This window comes from Rhizobium sp. BK512, assembly GCF_014194915.1.
Taxonomy (GTDB): Bacteria; Pseudomonadota; Alphaproteobacteria; order Rhizobiales; family Rhizobiaceae; genus Rhizobium.
The window spans coordinates 61,767-81,784 of sequence record NZ_JACIAS010000011.1; the positions used below are offsets into that span (position 1 = coordinate 61,767).

General features: G+C 57.5%; 17 protein-coding genes and 1 pseudogene. 5 read left to right on the forward strand and 13 right to left on the reverse strand.

Features of this window, described 5'->3' with window-relative positions; genetic code table 11:
• Positions 1-77: 77 nt before the first annotated feature.
• The 4 genes from FHX06_RS30910 to FHX06_RS30925 form a co-directional block, all read right to left on the reverse strand.
• Positions 78-1,766 (reverse strand): hypothetical protein, encoded by a 1,689-nt coding sequence (locus FHX06_RS30910; protein WP_162738519.1) that lies wholly within the window; start codon positions 1,764-1,766, stop codon positions 78-80.
• Positions 1,767-1,828: 62 nt separating this feature from the next.
• Entirely contained in the window at positions 1,829-2,419 is a 591-nt protein-coding gene (locus FHX06_RS30915) for a hypothetical protein (protein WP_113211699.1), read from the reverse strand.
• 259 nt (positions 2,420-2,678) lie between these two features.
• Entirely contained in the window at positions 2,679-4,376 is a 1,698-nt protein-coding gene (locus FHX06_RS30920) for a phospholipase D-like domain-containing protein (protein ID WP_113211700.1), read from the reverse strand.
• Between the two features lie 319 nt (positions 4,377-4,695).
• Positions 4,696-5,694: a hypothetical protein gene (locus FHX06_RS30925; RefSeq protein ID WP_246715699.1), complete on the reverse strand. Its 999-nt coding sequence runs from the start codon at positions 5,692-5,694 to the stop codon at positions 4,696-4,698.
• 491 nt (positions 5,695-6,185) lie between these two features.
• Between FHX06_RS30925 and FHX06_RS30930 the strand changes: the two genes are divergently transcribed.
• Positions 6,186-7,046: a hypothetical protein gene (locus tag FHX06_RS30930; protein ID WP_183882024.1), complete on the forward strand. Its 861-nt coding sequence runs from the start codon at positions 6,186-6,188 to the stop codon at positions 7,044-7,046.
• A gap of 29 nt (positions 7,047-7,075) precedes the next feature.
• Here the strand turns inward: FHX06_RS30930 and FHX06_RS30935 are convergent, their stop codons facing one another.
• The 8 genes from FHX06_RS30935 to FHX06_RS30970 are packed head-to-tail and all read right to left on the reverse strand — an operon-like array spanning position 7,076 to position 14,888.
• Complete coding sequence (locus FHX06_RS30935) at positions 7,076-7,894, reverse strand: inositol monophosphatase family protein (protein WP_113211703.1); 819 nt, start codon at positions 7,892-7,894, stop codon at positions 7,076-7,078.
• Entirely contained in the window at positions 7,887-8,687 is an 801-nt protein-coding gene (locus FHX06_RS30940; RefSeq protein ID WP_113211704.1) for a glycerophosphodiester phosphodiesterase, read from the reverse strand. Before FHX06_RS30940 ends, FHX06_RS30935 begins: the two co-directional genes overlap by 8 nt.
• 16 nt (positions 8,688-8,703) lie before the next feature.
• Positions 8,704-9,570 (reverse strand): ABC transporter permease, encoded by an 867-nt coding sequence (locus FHX06_RS30945; RefSeq protein WP_113211705.1) that lies wholly within the window; start codon positions 9,568-9,570, stop codon positions 8,704-8,706.
• Position 9,571: 1 nt separating this feature from the next.
• A complete protein-coding gene (locus tag FHX06_RS30950; protein WP_183882026.1) occupies positions 9,572-10,489 on the reverse strand; it encodes an ABC transporter permease in 918 nt (305 codons plus the stop codon).
• Complete coding sequence (locus FHX06_RS30955) at positions 10,486-11,502, reverse strand: oligopeptide/dipeptide ABC transporter ATP-binding protein (RefSeq protein ID WP_183882028.1); 1,017 nt, start codon at positions 11,500-11,502, stop codon at positions 10,486-10,488. Before FHX06_RS30955 ends, FHX06_RS30950 begins: the two co-directional genes overlap by 4 nt.
• Positions 11,499-12,446, reverse strand: coding sequence for an ABC transporter ATP-binding protein (locus FHX06_RS30960; RefSeq protein ID WP_183882030.1), 948 nt, complete (start codon positions 12,444-12,446; stop codon positions 11,499-11,501). The genes FHX06_RS30955 and FHX06_RS30960 overlap by 4 nt, the downstream gene beginning before the upstream one ends.
• 57 nt (positions 12,447-12,503) lie before the next feature.
• Positions 12,504-14,069 carry an ABC transporter substrate-binding protein gene (locus FHX06_RS30965; protein WP_183882032.1) on the reverse strand — a complete coding sequence of 522 codons (1,566 nt, stop codon included), beginning with the start codon at positions 14,067-14,069 and terminating at the stop codon, positions 12,504-12,506.
• Positions 14,070-14,114: 45 nt separating this feature from the next.
• Positions 14,115-14,888 carry a DeoR/GlpR family DNA-binding transcription regulator gene (locus tag FHX06_RS30970; protein ID WP_183882034.1) on the reverse strand — a complete coding sequence of 258 codons (774 nt, stop codon included), beginning with the start codon at positions 14,886-14,888 and terminating at the stop codon, positions 14,115-14,117.
• Positions 14,889-15,248: 360 nt separating this feature from the next.
• Here FHX06_RS30970 and FHX06_RS30975 point away from each other — a divergent pair, with 360 nt between their 5' ends.
• The 4 genes and pseudogenes from FHX06_RS30975 to FHX06_RS30990 all read left to right on the forward strand — a co-directional run bounded on the left by FHX06_RS30975 (position 15,249) and on the right by FHX06_RS30990 (position 17,689).
• The gene (locus FHX06_RS30975; protein ID WP_312866606.1) at positions 15,249-15,821 is read left to right on the forward strand and encodes a nucleotidyltransferase domain-containing protein; all 573 of its coding nucleotides are present in this window, start codon (positions 15,249-15,251) and stop codon (positions 15,819-15,821) included.
• Positions 15,822-16,011: 190 nt separating this feature from the next.
• Entirely contained in the window at positions 16,012-16,254 is a 243-nt protein-coding gene (locus FHX06_RS30980; protein WP_246715700.1) for a hypothetical protein, read from the forward strand.
• Positions 16,255-16,425: 171 nt separating this feature from the next.
• Positions 16,426-16,634, forward strand: a pseudogene (locus FHX06_RS30985) (LysR family transcriptional regulator); the annotation flags it as partial.
• A gap of 161 nt (positions 16,635-16,795) precedes the next feature.
• A complete protein-coding gene (locus FHX06_RS30990) occupies positions 16,796-17,689 on the forward strand; it encodes a helix-turn-helix domain-containing protein (protein ID WP_113211711.1) in 894 nt (297 codons plus the stop codon).
• 141 nt (positions 17,690-17,830) lie between these two features.
• Here the strand turns inward: FHX06_RS30990 and FHX06_RS30995 are convergent, their stop codons facing one another.
• A complete protein-coding gene (locus FHX06_RS30995; RefSeq protein ID WP_183882038.1) occupies positions 17,831-19,975 on the reverse strand; it encodes a TonB-dependent siderophore receptor in 2,145 nt (714 codons plus the stop codon).
• Between the last annotated feature and the right edge of the window lie 43 nt (positions 19,976-20,018).

The window sequence follows — 20,018 nt, forward strand, 5'->3', positions numbered from 1 at the left end:
AGGAGCACGCTTCGATCTGATCGACAATGTCACCTGCCTATCGTTTCATTAATCGAACTGGTTTTTCAAGATCTAGGTTACTGTGCCTTGTGATAGCCAAAGCGCGCGTTCCAACTGGGGAGGTTATGCAGGCCGTACGTCTCGATCAACAGAGATAGAGCGTCTCTACACTGTGTCCGCTTGTTCGGATCTGCTAAAGTTGCGATGGCATCAGCGCAAGCACGGGGGCTTGCAAAACTGGTGCCTACGTCGCTGCCCAGGTACGACACATGCGCCATCAAAGGGCTCGGTTTCATCATCGATGTGGTGTCGTAAACGGCCGCGGGACCCCGTGAAGAGCCTTTCCATATGTTGCCACTATTATCAAGGCCGGCGACGCTGAGTACCGTCGGGTCGCTGGCGGGTACCATCATACTTCCTTCCGCACCGCCCTCAATGAAAGCCGTAGAAGCCGTCAGCGGATCCGATTCCGCCACTACTATCCAGCCATTTACGAATGCCTTCTGGTTTGCCGGAAGTGCTGTCGCTTGCAGTTTCAGATCGACTTCAAGTGAGGGTAGTTGGGAACCATTCTTTCCACTGATCGCGAAAGCTACACAACTGAAGTTGCCCTTGCATCGGGATCCGAACAGCGAATGCATGATCATTGACCGAGGTAGGCCCGCTGGCGCCACCGATAATGTACCTATTGTGTTCCTATCGATGCGCAAAGAGCCATGATTGGTACGGCGGGTCCCACTTGGAGAAACGGTAGTCTCCCAGACATCGACATCAATCGCTAGATCAAGTGTAACGAGGTCATCCCACCAGAATTCGACCAGCAACTGCTCGCAAAGCGGCCCGGTTCTAATCGTTAAAAACTCTGGTTCGCTGCCCTCCAATGTGCATCTCGCGGCGTGCCCGGCGCCTCCTTCGTTGCCGGCAGCCGCCACGACGTATAGATCTTGTTTCGACGATATTGTCCTAATGTATTCTTCTAGAGGAGAATCGCCATTATGCGGACCGACATGTGTACCCAGCGAGAAGTTCACGCATGCGGGAAGGTTATCGGTTGAAAGGGTCACACCTAAAGCTTGGACTGCAGTCAATATTTCGGGTGAACACGCCTGGTCGAAAGCGGACAGGCCGGTTCCGACAAAGGCAGTAGGAGGACGAACCAGCGAACAGCTGATTGCTGTGTGATTGAGACCGGAATTTTTCTTCAGTCGCTCCAGAAGAACTGAAAGAACCTTCTCGGCGTGGTCAGACATTTTTATGTCCTTGGTGACGACATGTCGGAGCATGCCGCCATAATCATCGGGATGACAACCGATGTCGTTTTCACCCATGTCGACGATTGCAGCTCCGACGGTTGCTGCGGCAAGTTGCGCGGTCTGAGACATTTGGACCTTGCAGATCTGATCATACGTAGATCCAGAGCCAAGCTTGAACATCGGAGTACCGAGATCGAGGTACTCGATGGACGGATCCTGATCACAATAGCGAACGAAATAGGCGATGAGGCGATCCAATGGGATGCGACCCCAGAACATCGCAAATTCACCTATCCGGTCGAAGGCGATGTCGGATGGAATGGGCTCTGCAGCCGCGAAATGCTCCTGCACGATCTCGAATGGCTGACGATTCCGTCCCACTACCGGCACCGTCTTGTATGCCGTGTTCCATTGCCTCGATATTGCATCGAGTTCGTTGGCAATCTCTTTTGTCGACGCGAATGTTGTCAGCCTGGAGGCCCCCAGCGCTTCCCGGTCAATCGTGTGAAGCATGATCGTTATCAGGCTCGGACTAAACATCGCCCTAGGCTCCTCGACCTATCAAAATGAGTATGTCATCCCTCGCCGCGCAACGTGAAATTCCGCGCCTGAAAGTACCAGCGTCCATTTTCGACCCTGGCCATATTGTTTTGCTGGAGCCTATTCGTTGCGGTTTCAAACCACGATGTCTGCTTGATAACCTCGGCCGCCTGCATCGCTTTTTCCTCGGTCATACCGAGATACGGGGCAAAGACAGTGAGGTCCGGCTCTTCCACAAACGCCGCGACGGCTTCCTTAAATGCCCCCGCTTCGATACCCTCCGGTGATTGCGATAAGATCACGTAGCTAATGTAGTCTATCGGCTGCATCTTCTGCACGAGTGCTGCGATTATCGTTTGCGTGGCCGCCCATACTTCAATGCTGATGCCGATCCAGGTGATGGGATCAAATGGAGTGTGCGTGGCTGCGACAACCTTTGCTGCAATTTTTGCCGTCTGGAATGTGGCCTGAAGAGCTTTCATCACATCCAGTCGGAGGTTAAACCCTAGTATTGGTGCTTTGGCCGCAGTGTGCGTCGGCGGTATCTGCTGAGCTACGCTATTCCAGAGGTCTGTTAGACGTTGGATTTCATCAATATCAGGAGTATTGTTCTCGTTTTGCGACATGTGTTGTTCCTCGCTTGCTAATCTGATCTTTATTTCCCATTCTACCCTCAGATAAGAGTTGTATTGTCCGGGATTTTGCCAGTTACTCTGAATTCATCTCGCTAAGCGTAGACGCTGCCTTGGCAGGCGGGGGCAACGGTGCAACGTAGCCCGGACATTTGTGTCAATTCATCGCCTACTCGTGATGTAAATGCGTGCTTCGCTTTGTGTATCGGCATCGAATCGAGGATCGGCTCGTCGTTCACAGGCGCTTCTGCATCTAAATCCCGAGGAAGTAACGCCTGCGCTTGGACTTGTAGCTTTGCGGGTTGAAGTGCGAGGCGATCCACTCATTCGGCTCGGTCCTTAGGTAACCTGCGTCGGGATCGTGCTTGCCCGTCTCCGTCAGCTTCTTGACGAGGTAGCGCGCGTAATGATGGTCGAAAATGCGCATGAACTCGCCGAAATAGATATCAGCCACGCGGGTGTCGCCGCGGATGACGAGCATGTTCTCGTCATTGACGCGCTGCGACGGCTGCGAGAAGTTCGCCGAGCCGGTGATGACGATCGGGTCGTTGCCCAGCGGGTCGACCAGCATGAACTTGTCATGGATATAGTCGTTGCTGTTGAGCGGATTGTCGCGTTCCTTGAGGAAGTTTGCCAGAGCCCCGTCGCCGAGATAACCGCCGGCGGCAAACAGCACATCATTGTCGGCCTTGATGATTTCGCCGTCGCCGAGGTCGTCGTCCTTGACAACATAGCGAAGCACGTCGTTTTCCTGGTTCAGGACCTGCTGAAACACCTTGTCGATGTTGAATGCCACGGTGAAGCAGACGATTTTTTCGGCCTCGGCCATCCGGTCGGCATACCATTGGAGCGTGCCGCTGCTGTCCTTTTCGTCGCGCGCACTGAAGACCGGTGTGACGCTGTCTGGCGCCGGTCGTCCGGCCGGCAGCGGGGAGGCGGCCCGGTTCGGCTGGCGGATCTTGCTCGGCGTGAGATTTTCCGCCAGCCGTTCCCAGTAATGAAGGTAGGCTTCGGCGACCGTCCTGTCCCAGACGATATGACCGACATTGGAGTGCCCGAATATGCCGCCTTCAGACACATTCGTGGAGCCGGTCCAAACCGCAATCGGCTGTCCGTCTTCGATCAGCACGATGAACTTGTTGTGGCGAATGCCTTCGCTGACAGTGCGTGCCTTGACCGCGCCCATCTGGTCGAGCCCGGCATTGGCGATGGTTCGTTCGCTTTCCACCTTGTAGGAACTCTCACCGTCATAGGCGATCTTGACGTCTGCACCCGCTTGGACCGCCTTGGCGAATGTGTTGGCGACCGGCTGATAGTGGAATTCGTAGAGGGCTGCCCGAAGGGCGAAACGATGATCCGTCGCAAGTCCGATGAATTTTACAAGGGCTTCGTAGAGGCCGCGCGACAACCATTTCAGCTCTTCCGACGTCGGACTTTTGTCCTTGGGATTGGCATTGCCGAAGCGGCGCGCAAAAGCTTGCGAGCCGATGACACCTCGATTGAAATAGACATCGTGGCGCGCCGCATCATTGTTCAAATCAGGATTCAGCAGAAACTCGATTTCGGTCGTGACATCGAGGGTAACGGCCGAGGCGTCGTCGAGTGTGAGATTTTTCACCGCGCCATAGACTGGTACGATGCGGTAGCGATAATGGCTTTCTTTTTCAGCGGTGTAGTCAGCCCACTGAAAAGACTGAACCGGGTGATCGGCAGTGCTGACTGGAGTGCCGGGAGCAATTCCGCGATCCTTGTCACGAAACCGCTTGATGCCTCGCATCCAGTAACGTTCGACAACGGTCTCCCCGTGTAGTTGGGCGCGTTCGATCGCAAATCCCATGAGACCGTTGAGTTTGCTTTCCTGGCCAACCTGGAAGTCCCAGGCAAGTGTGACGACGTAGGTGCCTGCGATGGCACGAGCGCGCATGATCGTGTTTTCCGCCGGAATTCTCATTTCATAGCACCTCCCTTGGACCGGAAGACGCGCGAGACTGCGCTCCGGTATCACGACGTCTGATCGAAGCTTGATGCCGTCCTGGCCGGGAGCGTGATTTGTCGCACGGCAGACATAACTGGTGCCGGAGCTCGATCCATCTCGGACAGGATCGGCTTGATGCCGTTACCCCTCTGGTCGCGCCCCATATCCGTTCGTAGACTCTCATGACCGTCATCCTCCCTGTGACAACAATCGGCAGCGCAGTTTGATGAGGGTGCTCGAATGCTGATGCCGACCATTTTTGGTGTCTCACCGAAAAGGTCTGAATGCGATGCATTTATCCGCTTGATCGGCCACAGTTTCCCGGCAGGGCGAGCGCGGTCTTGCTCGAATAGTCCGCATTGATCCAGTCGCCAAGCTGGCTCTGCATGCCGATGAAAAGCCTGAACGCGTGGCGCGCTGCCTTCCCCGGCATCTCGCCGCCTGGCGTCCTGCATTTGAAGGATATTTCCGCGACCTTCGGAGCGGTCTGGTCGAAAAACCAGAGCGTCAGCGCAAACTTTCCGGTCACGTCGTCGCCAAACCGCACCTGTGCGTTCTCGAAGACCAGTTCGCGGATTGACGGACCGGCCGTCAATGGTGCTTGTGGTACGAATTCCGTTCCAAGCAGAGAGCGATGGGAAAGATTTGGGAACAGGGTCTTGGCGGTCCCAAGGCTGGCAATTGCCTCGCTCCAACGACTGTTTTTCGTCGTCGACAGCGAAAATCGGCTGCGGATCGAGCGAGCAGGGGAAATGGTGACCGGCTCCCCGCCACCTGCCGAATTTTCAACCTCTAGCGGCGCGATGTCTTCCTCGAATTTGACGTCCGGGCCGGCCCCGTTTCCATCGAGATCAGTATCGGCGACGATGAACATGTCTGGCATACGCAACTTCAACGTGATCTCACACACGTCGGAAGCTGTTGGCTTGTCGATTTGCCGACGTTCTCGCAACGTCAGATCGGCACGGGTTAGGAGACAGTCATTCGTGTCCCAATATCTTACGATACGGTCTTCTTCGAGCGAGAATCGTCCTTGGTGCCGCGGGCCCCCTTGATCGTCTCCAAGTTCATCGTCGATGAGCCGCTTCATCCTGTGGCTCCAGAACTGATCGACTTTCTCGAACGTCGAATCCGAGAAACGATCCGGCCTCAACAACAACTTGTATTCGCGCGTCTTCAGCTTGTGTAGCATCTTCCGCCCCCGCAAGAATCTGCAAATACTGAAATCAGATATGGAGCGAAGATATACTATAATGATTGTTTTTTGACAAGTCATAAACTTTAAGGCGTGCAATGAGAGGTGGTACTTTAAGGAGCATATTTGATTTTATCTAATATCGTTTTTAGAGCGCTATTTGGTCTGTGGGTGACCGACAGTATTCGTGAAGGAGTTGCGTAAAGCATCCCTCTTCCCGCGAAGTGAAAAATTGCATATGTTAGGGTTAAACGCTTTAATTGTATAGCGCATTGTAAGATAGCTCCGGTCTCGGCGTCGTCGGGGTGGTTGTTATGACGAGGGGCCGGCACTCGCCGGTACGCACAGCCACTCTCTTGTCATGGGATCAGGACCCCCAAAACAATGGCTACGAATGTCGTTGGGGCAGTCACGGACACGTCGTCTGTGGTGGAAGGTTAAGTGGGCTGCGAGCGATTTCTTGCTTCTCAAGGCGGCGGGTTCGTGCGGTCCCCAGAAGCGAGTGCTGACGATCGATTGTATCGAACAATCGAGATCGGATTTCGCCACAGTTGTTCATGTCTGTATTTTGTCGAAAGAGGGAGGATCACTTGACGAACAGCTTCAGAAATATCGCAATTCTGGTGTTTGGGATCGCTGTTGCTGTGCTCAGCACTGAGCATGCCGCCGTCGCGCAATCGCTGAAGGATATCGAACAGATAGCGGGTGGTTCGGATTGTGCGACGAAGGATTGGAAAGCGCGCGGGCTCGCGCCTAAATCTTACATTAAAGGCATGGCAATGGTGTTCGCACGGGCGGTCTGCCAACCGGACGCCGCCGGTGCCTCGGTCGTGTCGGCTGCGCCCCAATCCGCCAACGGCAAGACCGACGGACTGACGCACTACAGCAAGATTTTCGCCGACAACGGCATGGATAATGGCAAGCCAGGTAACGATACTCTCCGGCATGCCTATGCGTTGCTCATCGGCCTCGGGATGATGGAAAGTTCGGGCAAATATTGTGAAGGCCGGGACGTGAGCCAGTGCTTCGCTGAGGCCGGCAGCGCGGAGGCTGGGCTCTTTCAGACGTCCTGGGGCGTTAATACAGCCAGCCCCGAATTGAAAAAGCTCTTTGAGCTTTATACCAGCAAGAAGCGCGACTGCATGCTCCCCGTTTTCCAGGGGAACCTAACCTGCAAAATCGTGAAAAGCCACAATAAAAAATGTCCGGATTCAACCAGCGACGTCGCCGGAACCGGCGTGGGAGCGGATTGGCAACGGCTGACCAAGGTCTGCCCCGCATTTGCAACGGAATATGCAGCAATCGTACTGCGCAAGAGCGGGGGTTCAAAGGGGGAATTCAATCCCATTCGGAAACAGCAAGCGGAGGTATCTCAACAATGCGATTCCATGCTCGAAAGTGTCCAGCGCTTTGTTGAAAAGAACCCAGGGGTCTGCACGCAATTTCGATAGTCTCGACGCTTGCGGATCCACGGCGTATCTCATGCGGTTCGCGTGACGCTCAACAAAAGCGGTCGAAGCATCGTCACGAGCTCGGTGTTTCCGCATGCGAACCGCAATTTTTCCGAAAGTTCGGTGCGATCCCAGTCGATCGTATGGGAAACGCCAAGGCTTTCCAGGATGGGGAGGGCCGCCATCACATCCCAGGTCGAATCCCCAAGCGAGATATAGCCATCGGTCTCTCCCATGGCGACTTCGACGAGCGACAGCGTAGCCGAACCGCAGAGACGAAAGCTGATCTGCAACTCGTCCGAAAGGAAGCGGACGACTTCGAGGCGCTCCGATGTCGGGATCGAAGGATGGAAACTGAAACCGATCGATGCAGCCGACATGTCAAGCGCCGGCAACGGTTTGATGCGTGTGCCATTCAACCTTGCCTCGACGGATTGTCCCCCCACTAGCATCAGCCCGCGGACCGGGGCATAGATCACCCCGAATGTGGGATGCCGGTTCTCGAACAGGCCAATGGAGATCGCCCAGTTCTGACCGCCCCGGACGAAGTTGAATGTGCCATCAATCGGATCGATCACCCAGATCCGACCAGAGGTGCCGGAGATCTCGCCACCTTCCTCGCCGAATATCCCGTCATCGGGAAAGGCTTGCCGGAGCTTGGCGACCAGGAATTCCTCGACCTGCCTGTCGGCCGCGGTCACCAGATCGAGGTGACCCTTCCTTTCAACCGGAAGGTTAGTGAGAGACTGGAAATGGGCCAGGGCGAGTTCGCCTGCCTGCCTTGCAATGTCTTCGACGAGGACCGCGTCTGCGCGAGCAGACGTGGCAGAGGCATCAATATCAACCACGGGCTACATCCCTAAGCCTGGTAACCTGCGCAACGTTGTCGCCGAGAAGCTGGTCGAGCTGGCCGTCGCGAATCCATTGGACGATCTGGGCTTCAACATCGACGCCATATTGCATCAGTTTTTCATGATATCCGGCCGGCAGATAGGTGAACACGGCGAAACCCTCGTCATGGAGCTGGCGGGCCTCGCCGCTCGGGAAGTGGTAGACTTCGATGTTCATGGCATCGAGATTGGCCTGCCTTGCGATGGCAGCGGGGTCGATCAGGCGGGAGTGCATCAGACCGACGGTCGGCACTTCGGGGATTGCCTCCTTCACCGCCTTCAGCTGGACATAGTCGAACGAGGAAAACTGCAGGAGATCGGCGCAGGCCAATTCGTCGATCAATGCCCGCAGTTTCGAAAAAAGGATCTCGTTGCGATCATAGATCTTGAGCTCGAGCTGATAGATGATGCCGAGGTCACGGGCGAGCTCGAGGGCATCCCGCAGAAGCGGGACACGTTCTCCCGCGAACGCGTTATCAAACCAGCTACCGGCATCGAGCCTGGAAATCTCCGAATAGGTCATCTTGTCGACAATGCCGTGGCCGTTGGTGGTCCGGTCGACGGTCTGGTCGTGCATCAGGATGAGTTCGCCATCGCTTGTCACGGCGAGATCGGTCTCGCAGGTCGTAAGAGGACCGGCATACTCGAAGGCCTTTCGGAACGCGGCGAGCGTATTTTCCGGCGCACCTGCGCTATGGCCGCGGTGGCCGCCGAGGCGCATGTTTTCAACGGTCATTCTAAGCGGGTTCATGTCTTTGTCCTTTCAACTAAAGCAGGCGCGCGTCGAGCCGGTCGCGCAGGTAATCGCCGAGCAGGCTGATCGACAGGGTCGTGAGCACGATGACGGCGCCGGGGAAGGCTGCGAGCCACCATGCGATCGCCAGATAGCTGCGGCCGTCGGCCACCATCAGCCCGAGACTGGTTTCCGGCGGTTGGATGCCGAGCCCGAGAAAACTCAAGCCGCTTTCCAAGAGGATGATTTCCGGGAAGTTGACGGTGAATTGCACGATAAGCGGGCCTGCAATGTTCGGCAGCATGTGGCGCAGGTAGATGCGCATGGGTGGAACGCCAACGATACGGGCGGCCTCCGCATAGCCCTCTTCCTTGGCGCTGATGACGAGGCCGCGCGTCAATCGCGCATAGCGTTCCCAGCTCGCAAAACCGACGAGGAAGACAAAGAGAAGCGGGCTGGAGCCGAAGAATGCCAGGACGCTGAGCGCCACGATGATGAAGGGCACCGCTGCCATCGCATCGGCAAAACCCATGACGGCATTGTCGATCCAGCCGCCGAAATGGGCAGAAAGCAGTCCGAGGCTCGTTCCGATGAAGGCGCAGACAATCGATCCAATGAGCGCAATCATCAATGTCGTCTGGGTTGCGATCATGAGATTGCTGACGACGTCCCGTCCCAGATAATCGGTCCCCAGAAGGTGGGCGAGGGAGGCAAGCGGCCGGGCGAACCGCGCGAGCGGGTCCTGGTGGGTGTAATCGTAAGGTGCGCACCATCGGGCGGTGATGCCGATGGTGACCACGATGGCTATCCATGCGCAGCAAAGGGCGATGCTGCCCGGCATGCGGACAGACTGAACCGAAAGCGTGCCGCGCGCCGGACGGGATGATGTCGTTGCCGTCATGTCAATGCTTCCTGATTTTCGGATTAAGGACCGCATAGAGGACATCGACGATCAGGTTGATCGCCACCATGAAGGCCGTAAAGAGCACGATCATCGCCTGTACGACGGGAAGGTCGCCGGTGTTTGTCGCATTGACGAAGCCGCTGCCAAGACCGGGCCAGGAGAAGACCGGCTCTATCAGCGCCGAGCCGCCGAGCAGGCCGCCGGCGACGAAGCCGAGCGTCGTGACCATCGGTATTGCGGCGTTGGGAAGGGCGTGGCGGAGAACGATCTCGAGGTGCGGAATTCCGTCGGCGCGGGCGGCCGCGATATAGGGCTGAGCAAGCACGTCGATCAGGGTGGAGCGCATGAAGCGCGCGACTGCAGCTGCGTTGAACAGGGCAAAGGTTGCGACCGGCAGGATCGCATGGTTCCAGGTCGAGCTGCCCGAACTCGGCAACACGCGAAGCCAGACCGCGAACACGAAGATGAAGACGAGGCCGAGCAGGAAGTTCGGAACGCTGTAGCCCAGAACGGCAGCGGCCATGACGCCTTTGTCGAGAGCGAACTCGCGCCGCACCGCAGCAATGATCCCGGCCGGCACACCGATCACGATGCTGAGGATGAAAGCCGAAATCGTTACGACCAAAGTTTTGGGAATACGTTCGCTGACGACGGTGAAGACGTCACGCCCGTCAGCAAAGGAAACGCCGAAGTCGCCATGCAGGACGTTGGCGACGTAATAGAGGTATTGCTCCGGGATCGACCGGTCCAGGCCCCATTTGGCATTGAAGGCGGCGAGCGCTTCGGGACCTGCATTATCTGAGAGCATCTGCTGCGCGGGGTCGCCACTCAAACGCAGAACGACGAAGACGAGCGTAACCGTGAACAGGAGCACCGCGAGCGCCCGGATCAGACGAGCAAGGATGAAGGCGGTCATCGCGCGATCTCCTTCCGGGTCAGCGAACCTTGCTTTGCGATCGCTTGGGGAAATTCCTCGGCACGGTGACAGGCGGTCTGTCGGCCGGCCACGAACCGGAGCCCGGGCGTTTCCGTCACGCATCGATCGAGTGCGAATGGGCAGCGTGTGCGAAAAGTGCAGCCCGTCGATAAGATCGATCCGTCGAGTTCCCCCTTGATGGGCGGCTCTATATTGCGAACCGTCGGGTCCATGCTGGGGACGGAGGCGAGCAGCGCACGTGTATAGGGGTGGCGCGGCCATTCGTAGACGGATCGGATATCGCCGGTCTCCACGATCCGGCCGAGATACATGACAGCGACGCGGTCGACGAGATGGCGGACGATACGCAGGTCGTGGGTGATGAAGACATAGGCGAGCTCGAGCTCCTGCCGGAGTGACCGCAGGAGTGCGACGACCTGAGCCTGAACGGACACGTCGAGCGCGGAGACGGCCTCGTCAAAGATGACCAGCTTCGGCTCGAGGATCAACGCTCTGGCGATCACCACGCGCTGTCGCTGGCCTCCCGACATCTGGTGAGGATAGCGGTTCATCATCGCGCTCGACAGCCCGACACGCTCGAGCATGGATGCGGCGCGGTCTCGGGCACCGGCCCGACCGGTGATGTGATGGACAAGCAAACCCTCGCCGATCTGCTGTCCGATGGTCATCTGCGGGTTCAGAGCTGAAAGCGGATTCTGCTGTACCAACGCGGTGCGTATTCGGAACGCTGTCCAATCCTGGGTCTGACGCTCTTTGTGATTGACGCCCTCGAACCAGACCCCGCCTTCTGTCGGTTCCGTCAGCCCGAGCAGAAGTCGGCCAAGCGTGGACTTGCCGCTTCCCGATTCTCCGACCACGCCGATGCGTTCGCGCGCCGCGAGCTCGAGGTTGATCGCGTTGACCGCAAGCTGGTTCGTTGGCTTTGCGAACAAACCGGTCTTGTGGCGGAATACCTTGCTCAACCCGCTGGCTTGAAGGAAAGGCACGCTCATGCAGCCACCGGATGGTAACAGGAGGCTTCGTGGACGGGGCCGATAGTGGCGGGGGCGGGGAAACGAACGAAGCATTCGGCGCTTGTCCGCGGACAACGCGGATGAAAATGGCATCCCGCGGGAAGGTCGTCGAGCAGGGGCACGGATCCAGGGATAGGAGCCGGCGGTTCGAGGTCGTTAGGATCGATGCCCGGCATGCAGTCGATCAGGGCGCGCGCGTAAGGGTGCGCGGGTCGCTGAAGCAGGTCGGCCACTGGCGCCGTCTCGATGATCCTGCCGCAATACATGACGGCAGCCCTATCGGCGAGGCGCGCGATGACGCCGAGATCATGGGACACGATCATCAGGGCCATGCCGGTCTCAGCCTTCAGTTCTTCGAGCAGATGCAGGATCTGGGCCTGCATCGTGACGTCAAGCGCCGTCGTCGGCTCGTCGGCAATCAGCAACTGGGGCCTGGCGGCAAGCGCATGCGCGATCATGACACGCTGGTTCATGCCGCCGGAGAATTGATGAGGATAGGCGCGAAGCCGGCTCCTGGCACGATCGATCCCGACGCGCTCCAGAAGCCGCAACGCTTCGAACCGCGCGTCGCTCCCTTTCAGGCCCTGATGGCGGTAAAGTGACGATTCCAGATAGTATCCGATCGTGTGAACCGGATTGAGGCTGCTGGTCGGATCCTGGAAGATCATCGCGATCTTCGGGGCCTTAGACTTCGCCCCGGTTTGACCGCTGTGTTCGAAGCTCACGCTGCCGCTTGTGCGGACGATGCCGCGCGGCAGCATGCCGGCGACGGCGTAGCAGGTCATTGACTTGCCGCAGCCGGATTCGCCGACGAGACCGAGCGTCTGTCCGCTTTGAAGCGAAAAGCTGATACCGTCGAGGATCTTGATATTCCGTGCCGGCACCTCGATGACGAGGTCGCGAACGGTCAGAAAATTGGACATGGCTGTCTCCAGAGTGCGGCGCGCACGAATGCGCACCGCAAGTCCGCTCCGTTGGCGTCAGCCGAAGCTGAGGTTGTTACGGAACTCCATCATCTCGAAGCTGATCGGGTTCCAGTGCACGTCCTTGCGGGCAGCGTAGACGTCGAACGGCTGGTAGAGGATGACGGCGGGCGCCTCCTCCTCGAAGATGTCGCGCAGGCGATTGAAGGCGTCGAAACGCTCTTTGCCATCGGGCATCTGTGAGACCTTGGTGCACAATTCGTTGAATTCCGCCGGAGCCTTCCAGCCCCAACGCTTTTGAACCTGGCCCTTGGGGCCGAACTCGCAGACCATCGTCGCCCAGGCGTCGGTCAGCCACTGACCGTTCGACCAATTGCGCATGTAGCTGTCCTGGTCCTTCGGAGCTGCACCCGGAGCGTAGACTTTCGGTACCACCGTGACGCCGATCTGCTTCCACATCTCGATCATCATCATCAATGCAGGCGTGGCGTTTGCATAATAGTTGCCCATCGTGTGGTACGTGATCGGTGAGCCGTCGTAGCCGCTTTCCTTCACGAGGCGCTTTGCCTCCTCGAGGTCATATGCGAGCGCGCGACGATCGGGGTCGAACGTCTTGCCGTAGTTCGGGAAGTTGAAGCCGTGCGGGATAATCGCCTTGTTCTGCCAGAGGGACTCGACCAGCAGCGGGCGGTTGACCGCGAGAGCCAGCGCGCGGCGCAGCGTCTTCGACTGGAAGACCGGCTGGTTCATGTTGAAGGTGAACATGTGGAAGTTTTCGACGACGCTTCCACGGGTCTCGAGGTCCGAGTAACCGTTGATCATCGCCATGTCGTCCGGCGTCAGCGTCGTGACGATGTCATATTCGCCGCTGATGAGGCCGGCAACGCGCGTCGCCGGTTCGGCGACGAGCTGGTAAGTGATTTTCGACGCTGTCGGTTTTGCGCCCCAGTAGGCGTCATTGGCTTCGATGACGACACGATCGTTGGCGACGAACTCGACGAACCTATAGGGACCGGTGCCGATCGGCTTGTTTCCGAAGGCGACGGTGCCGAGCGACTTGTAGTAGTCCTTGGGAACGATGCGCCCCATCCACGATGCGACGTAGGATTCAGTCAATGGGGTCGGCGTCTTCGTGCGCAGGACGACCGTATATTTATCCTCGACGAGAGCCTCGTCGAAATCGAGCGAATAGGCGCCACCAAGCGGAATCGTCTTGATTGCTTCGGGTCCCCACAGCCGTTCGGAGGAGAACGTATAGGCGACGTCGTCTGCAGTCATTTCGACGCCATTGTGGAACATGACCTTCTGGCGCAGCTTGAAGCGCACGGACTTGTCGTCGATCCGTTCCCAGCTCTCGGCCAGCGACGGTATCAGATCGATGCCGTTGCCCGATGCGCCCTTTCCGAAGAAGTCACGCGCGAGCAGGGTGTCAAAAAGCTGGTTGACAATGCGGGGGCCGACATTGCTGATGGCATTGATCGGCTCCAGCGTCACGGGAATGCCGTTGACACCGATCTTCAGCGCGCGGCGCTCCGCTGAGAAGGCAAACCTGGCACTTGTCGTCGAGGCAAGCGCTGCAACGCTTGCGCCGATCATGAACTTTCTGCGGCTTGTCTTGAGCATCTGTTTCTCCTGGCGAGATGCTGTTGATGGAATGTTGGATTTTGCTCAGTTCGCGATGACGAACTTCTTGCGCAGCCTCTCGGGAGCCGCGTCGATGATGGATGTCGTGCCCGCATCGGTCACGACGACGCCGAGGTCTTCGATCTTGGCAACGACCGACATGCTGGATTTCGTGAACTTGGAGTGGTCCGCAACGACGATCACGCGGCGCGATACCTCGATCATGGCGCGCGCCACGCTCGCATTCACCGGTTCCACGGTGCAGACAAGGCCGCGATCGACGTCGATCGATGCGGCATTGAGAATGAGCTTGTCGACATTGAACTGGCGAATGAATTGCTCTGCCAAAGGCCCGCGGAAGGATCGGTTCGTTTCGGTGTATTCGCCGCCGACCGAATAAATGTTCTGGCCGTCGAAGCGTGTCAGCTCGGCAATGATATCGAGGCCGTTCGAAATGAACGTCAGGCTGCTTCGTCCGGCGAGCCTTCTGGCAACTTCGAGCGCCGTCGTGCCTGCATCGAGGAGAACTGTGTCGCCATCAGCGATCATGTCCGCAACAACCCCAGCGATCGCCGCCTTCTCGGCCTGTTTCCAGATCAAGCGGGCTGCGTTGCTCTTGTCGAGGGCAACCTGGTTGATGCTGACTGCGCCACCATGCGTGCGGCGCAGGAGGCCCGCCTCCTCCAACTCCCCGAGGTCGCGACGGACGGTTGCCACAGACACCTCGAACCGCTCCGTGAGCATCCCGGTGCCCAGAAACTGCTCTTCTTTCAGGAGTTCAACGATTCTTGCCTGACGGTCTTGAGCTGCGGTGAGCACGGTTGCCTGTCCTTCGTGATCTGTTTCGCTCAAAGTATGAGTGATATAGATCACATGTCAAATGAAGGATTCATGACATCTATGCCTTGAAGAGGTCTATGATTCCCGGATTTTTCGTTGGTTGTTGTCTCAGAAACTCCGAAAATTCGTGGGGCGGGCCGGTCGTCAAAGAATGAGCGATATCAATCACAGTATGGACGCTACTCCCACGCGGGGCGAGGTGATATCTATATGGTTGCTATGTATTGCTATATGAAATATATAGAAACATATATAATACTACTGGGAAAATCTGTGATGGGCCGTCCACGTCACCAAAGCACTTTGCGCTTCCCGCTCTCAACCATCTTGGGAAGAGAGGTGAACATCCGCGTTCTCAGGGAGCTTTCACGCCATGGCGGCCAACTGAGCCTGGCGGGCCTCATTCGCCGGACGAATGTGACGCTTCCACCTGTGGCAGCTGCATTGCAAGAATTGACACAGCTCGGAATCGTATCCGAAGCTGGCGACGGACACGCCCGACTGTTTTCTCTCAGTGATAAATCTCCTTTCTCGGAAATAATTCGGACCCTATACGAGGCGGAGGAAAAGCGATTTGAAGCCGTTCTCGATTCGATTAGGGCCTGTGCACTGATGCTCGGAGGTCGGGTGATTTCAGCCTGGATTTACGGCAGCGTTGCCAGAGGCGAGGATCACGCGACAAGTGATCTGGACATTGCTTTCATTGCAAGCGAGGAGCACGTCGGCGGCGTTCATAATGAGGGTGTTGACTTGCTCGTTGTGCAAGGCGAGAAGCTGAACTATGCCCCGTCGCTCAACACTCTTTCGCCGTCTGATCTGCGGCGCCTTCGAGACAGCGATGATCCGTTGTGGCAAGCCTTTGTAAACGAGGGACTTATGATAATGGGTCGCCGGCCTGAAACTATCATCTGACGCGGAACCATAGCGTGACCAGAAGCGGCCCCTCCAAGTCCGTCGATCCTGCACACGGCAAAAATCGCCTCATTATCGCGCGGAGTTTCCTGAAGTCCGCCGAAGACCAGGTTGCAGCCGCCAAACCGGGACGCTCGGGAATCCAATAGCATCAGCGATCGTCAACGCTGCCATAGCCTATACGGATGCCTTGACGGCAACCTTCGCCAAAAAGGTGAACCAACAGGACCATTCCGCGCTGGTAAAGACGTTGCGTGAGGCATTGGGGAACCGACTGCCGAAATCCCAGGAGACAAGGCTCTCGCGAATACTTGGCAACAAGGACCTCGCACAATACGGTGGTCGCTTCATATTGATCACCGACGCCGTTGCGCTGCTCGAGCAGTTGCAGGATTACGCGCACTGGGTGGAGACTGAGATGAGCCGCGTGTGAGGCGCACTTTGTCTACTTCCTATTTCTAGATCTCCAATAGAGACATCGTTCCGGCCTCTTGCGGGAACTCCACTCGCTTAGCCGCGGAAGAACCAGATATCGTCCCTTGCGCTACCTCGCGAGAGAAGGCTGCCGGTCGATTCTGGTCTTCTCGCATCCCTTCGTGAACTCTCCCTCCAGCGAGCCGTCTCGGCCCGACTGGGCATCGGCTTCGTGCCGGAATGGACGCAGGATCTGCCGAACCGCGGCTTCGAGCTGAAGCAGGTGAGGGGCGTCGATTTCAAGATCGGCTTGGTGTTGTTTGGAACCGGGAAGATCCGACGGCCGGCCGCGACGATATTGTCGATATTGCCCGGTCGCTGGCGCGGCCGGGCAGGTGAGTTCAGAGGTGTCGCTTGCAGCCCGACATTGCTTATCCTTATAAATATGATAAAAGCACTCATCTTTATCTGCTGCGGCGATAAACGGAAGGTCAGCTGGCAACGTTATCTTCCACACTGCATCGCACCTGGTAGAATGATGACGAGAGTGGGTCGGAATATTGGATTTCTTGCAGTCGATGATCTGGCGCACCGAAGGTATTCGGCCGATTGCTCCGGTGCGGTGGCGGGGGGGTGATGGTTTGGTCAGTGCGTTCTGGGAGGCAGAAAGCCAAGCAGGCGCTCGCGGTTATTATCTGGCCGGGCACCCGCATATCATGGTCTTCTTCACCGACATGTCGGACCAGTTCCGAATTTCAAACCATGACGGCCAGTTTGCCCGGCAGTTCCGGCCAATGCCGCGCGCCATCTATGTCCCGCCGGGCGTTCCTGTGTGGACCGGCAGCACCACAACGCACCGCTTTTCACATTTGAACCTGCACCTTCACAAAAATCGTCTCCTGCGATTTCTCTCGCCCTCGATCGGCTCGTCGGCCGCTCTTGCCGCCATTCGTCGGCCTGTCGAGATTTACGACGTTGAGGCCATAGAGGTGCTGGCCGGCCTGATCGTGAACGAACTTTCCGAGCCCTCGAAGCATGCCCTCTACATCGAAAGCCTGGTGAGCAGCATTGTGGCGAGCTTGCTTCATGTTCATGAACAGAACGACGGGCAGGCGGCGGGTCGCCTCACCCAGGCTCAGATGAACAAGCTCTTGTCGCGCGTTGATGAACTCCGTGACGACAGGCTGACGGTCGCCGAAATGGCACAGGCGGTCGGATTGTCGGAGAGCTGGTTTTCGAATGTCTTCAAGCAAACGACAGGAAAAACGCCGCTGCAGTGGCAGCTCGCCAAGCGGATCGATCGCGCAAAGGGGTTGCTTGCCGAGACCAACATGACGATTTCCGCGATTGCCGCACAGATCGGCTTTTCCGATCAGGCGCATTTCACGCGGGTTTTCAGGCAGGTTGCAGGCGACACGCCGGCCGCATGGCGCCGCTTCCACGACGCGCAATAGAGTTTTCTGCGATAAAAAGAACGCTCCCACTTTTTGCGTCTGGAGTACCGGGGGCAGCCCGCTTCGTACTTTTCCTGACGTTGCCGTCGTGCCTTCAAAGAGGTAGGCCCGCCGACAGAGGCTGCCGGCAGGCTCCAGATGTCACCAGCTCTGGCGCAGTGTCGCCATGACCGTTCTGCCAGGATTGTAGAAAATGCCGCCGCTGTCCTGATGAACGCGGTGCTTCTCGTCGAAGAGATTGCTGGCGTTGAGCTGGAGGGTCGTATTTTCCTGGATCTTATAGGAAAACGAGGCATCGACGAGCACCGCGCTTTCGGATTTCGCCGACTCGGTATTGGCGAGATCCGTGAAATACGAGCCGACATATCGCGCGCCGAGGCCGAATGTCATGTCGCCGCGCGCTCCGTTGCCTACCAGCGTGTAGGTTCCCCAGACCGATCCCATGTGTTCGGGAACATGCATGAGGCGATTGCCATCATTCGCGCCGCCCGGCTCGTCGATGCGCGAATTGATATAGGTGTAAGCCGCAATCAGATCGATATTGTCGGTGACTTCGGCCTTGGCCTCGAGTTCAAGGCCGCGATGCCTGACCTTGTCGACCGTCTGTGGGATGTAGGTGACGGAATCGTAGGTTGTGATGTTGCCTTTGGTCAGATCGAAGATCGATGCCGTGAACAGGGCGGGGAAAGCATCCGGCCGGTATTTGACGCCGACCTCATATTGCTTGCCGGTGGTAGGGTCTGCCCCTATTGCCGGGGGCGCGACCGATTCACCGTAGCTCGCAAAGGCCGCCAGTTCATCGGTAATCTTGTAGCTCACACCGATACGCTTGGAAAATTCGCTATGCGTGTCGGCTGTTTTCGCATCGGTGAAAAGGTCTGTTTCACTGAGATCAAGCCAGTCGTTGCGCAGGCCGAGGCTCAACGTCACCCTGTCGAGGAAGGTAAGGTCCTGCTGGAGATAGAGCCCTGTCGTCTTCTGATTGTTGCTCGTGCCGTAAGTGGGCTCGGTCGAGCTGGGGCCACCGGAATAGACCGGGTCCAACCAGTTGATTGGCGGGGCGCCGGGCAGATAGAGGCCGTAGTTCTTCGACTTGAAATGATTGTAGTCGAGACCCGCCAGCGTGCGGCTTTCGACGCTGTCGATACTAGCCTCGTACATCAGATGCGCATCGATCACGAATTGCTCGTTGGCCGTGTCGCTGCCGAAATAGTAACGATCCGCCAGAAACGACCCGTCGGTTCGGGTGTTGGAGAGGTAGGCGCTGCCGAAGTCGAGGTCGGACTTGCTGTAGCGGGCATTCGAGCTGAAGCTCAGGCCGTCGCCGAAATCGTGATCGAACAGCAGGCTGTAGGAGTTGCGGTTCGTATTGCTGAAATAATAGTCCGGCTCGCCAAAGAATTCGCTTCTGTCAAAGTCGGTCCCGTAAGGTTGGCCGCCGCTGCCGGGAACGCCTGCCTTGTCAAGGTGATCGAAGACGAAGGAAAGGCTGGTTGCGTCGGTCGGGCGCCAGGTGACGCCGCCCATGAGAAATTTCTCGTTATCCTTGGAGTAGTCGTATTCCGCGTCCGCATTCTGGAACTTGCCGGTCAGGCGGTAGGACAGCGTATCGTCTTCGGTAATGTTGTCGCCGAAATCGAAACCAGCTTCTTTGTGCGCATAAGACCCGGCTGTGCCGTACACTTCGCCGAACCGCTCGCTTTTCGGCAACTTCGTGACGTAGTTCACCGAGCCGCCGGGCTCGGCCACGCCGAAGCCTGCGGAGCTGGTGCCCCTCAGCACCTCGATGCGTTCGAAAGCATAGGGTTCTTCGCGAACGCCGGCGAAGGTGCGGCCGATCGCCAGCCCGTCGCGGTAGGTATAGGGTACAAAGCCGCGGATATCGAAATAGTCATAACGATCGTCCGAGCCATAGAAATCGCTCGATACACCGGCGCTGTACTGCACGACCTGTTCGACGGTCTCAGCGGCGCGTTCCTTGATTTCCTTGGACGTGATGACCGAGACGGAGGCGGGTGCCGTCAAAATGTCGGTCGGCATTTTGCCGACGCCGGTTGTCTCCGTCGCGACAACCGACTTTGAATCATTTTCGGTATCGAGAACGCCCTGCATGCCGCCGTGGACAATGATCGGTTCCAATGAGGTGACGGAACCGTCACCATTTGCCTCCTGGCCCCAGAGCAAAGTCGGCGCCAAGGCGGCGACCGCTGTGCAGCCGAGAAGAAAAGCAGTCCGGCAGCGTAGGGAAATTTGGCTCGAGCGGCGGCCCGTTGTGTCGATATCCATGATGAAAGTTCCAAAAGTTGACGTCGAAAGGATCGCCCAAGCT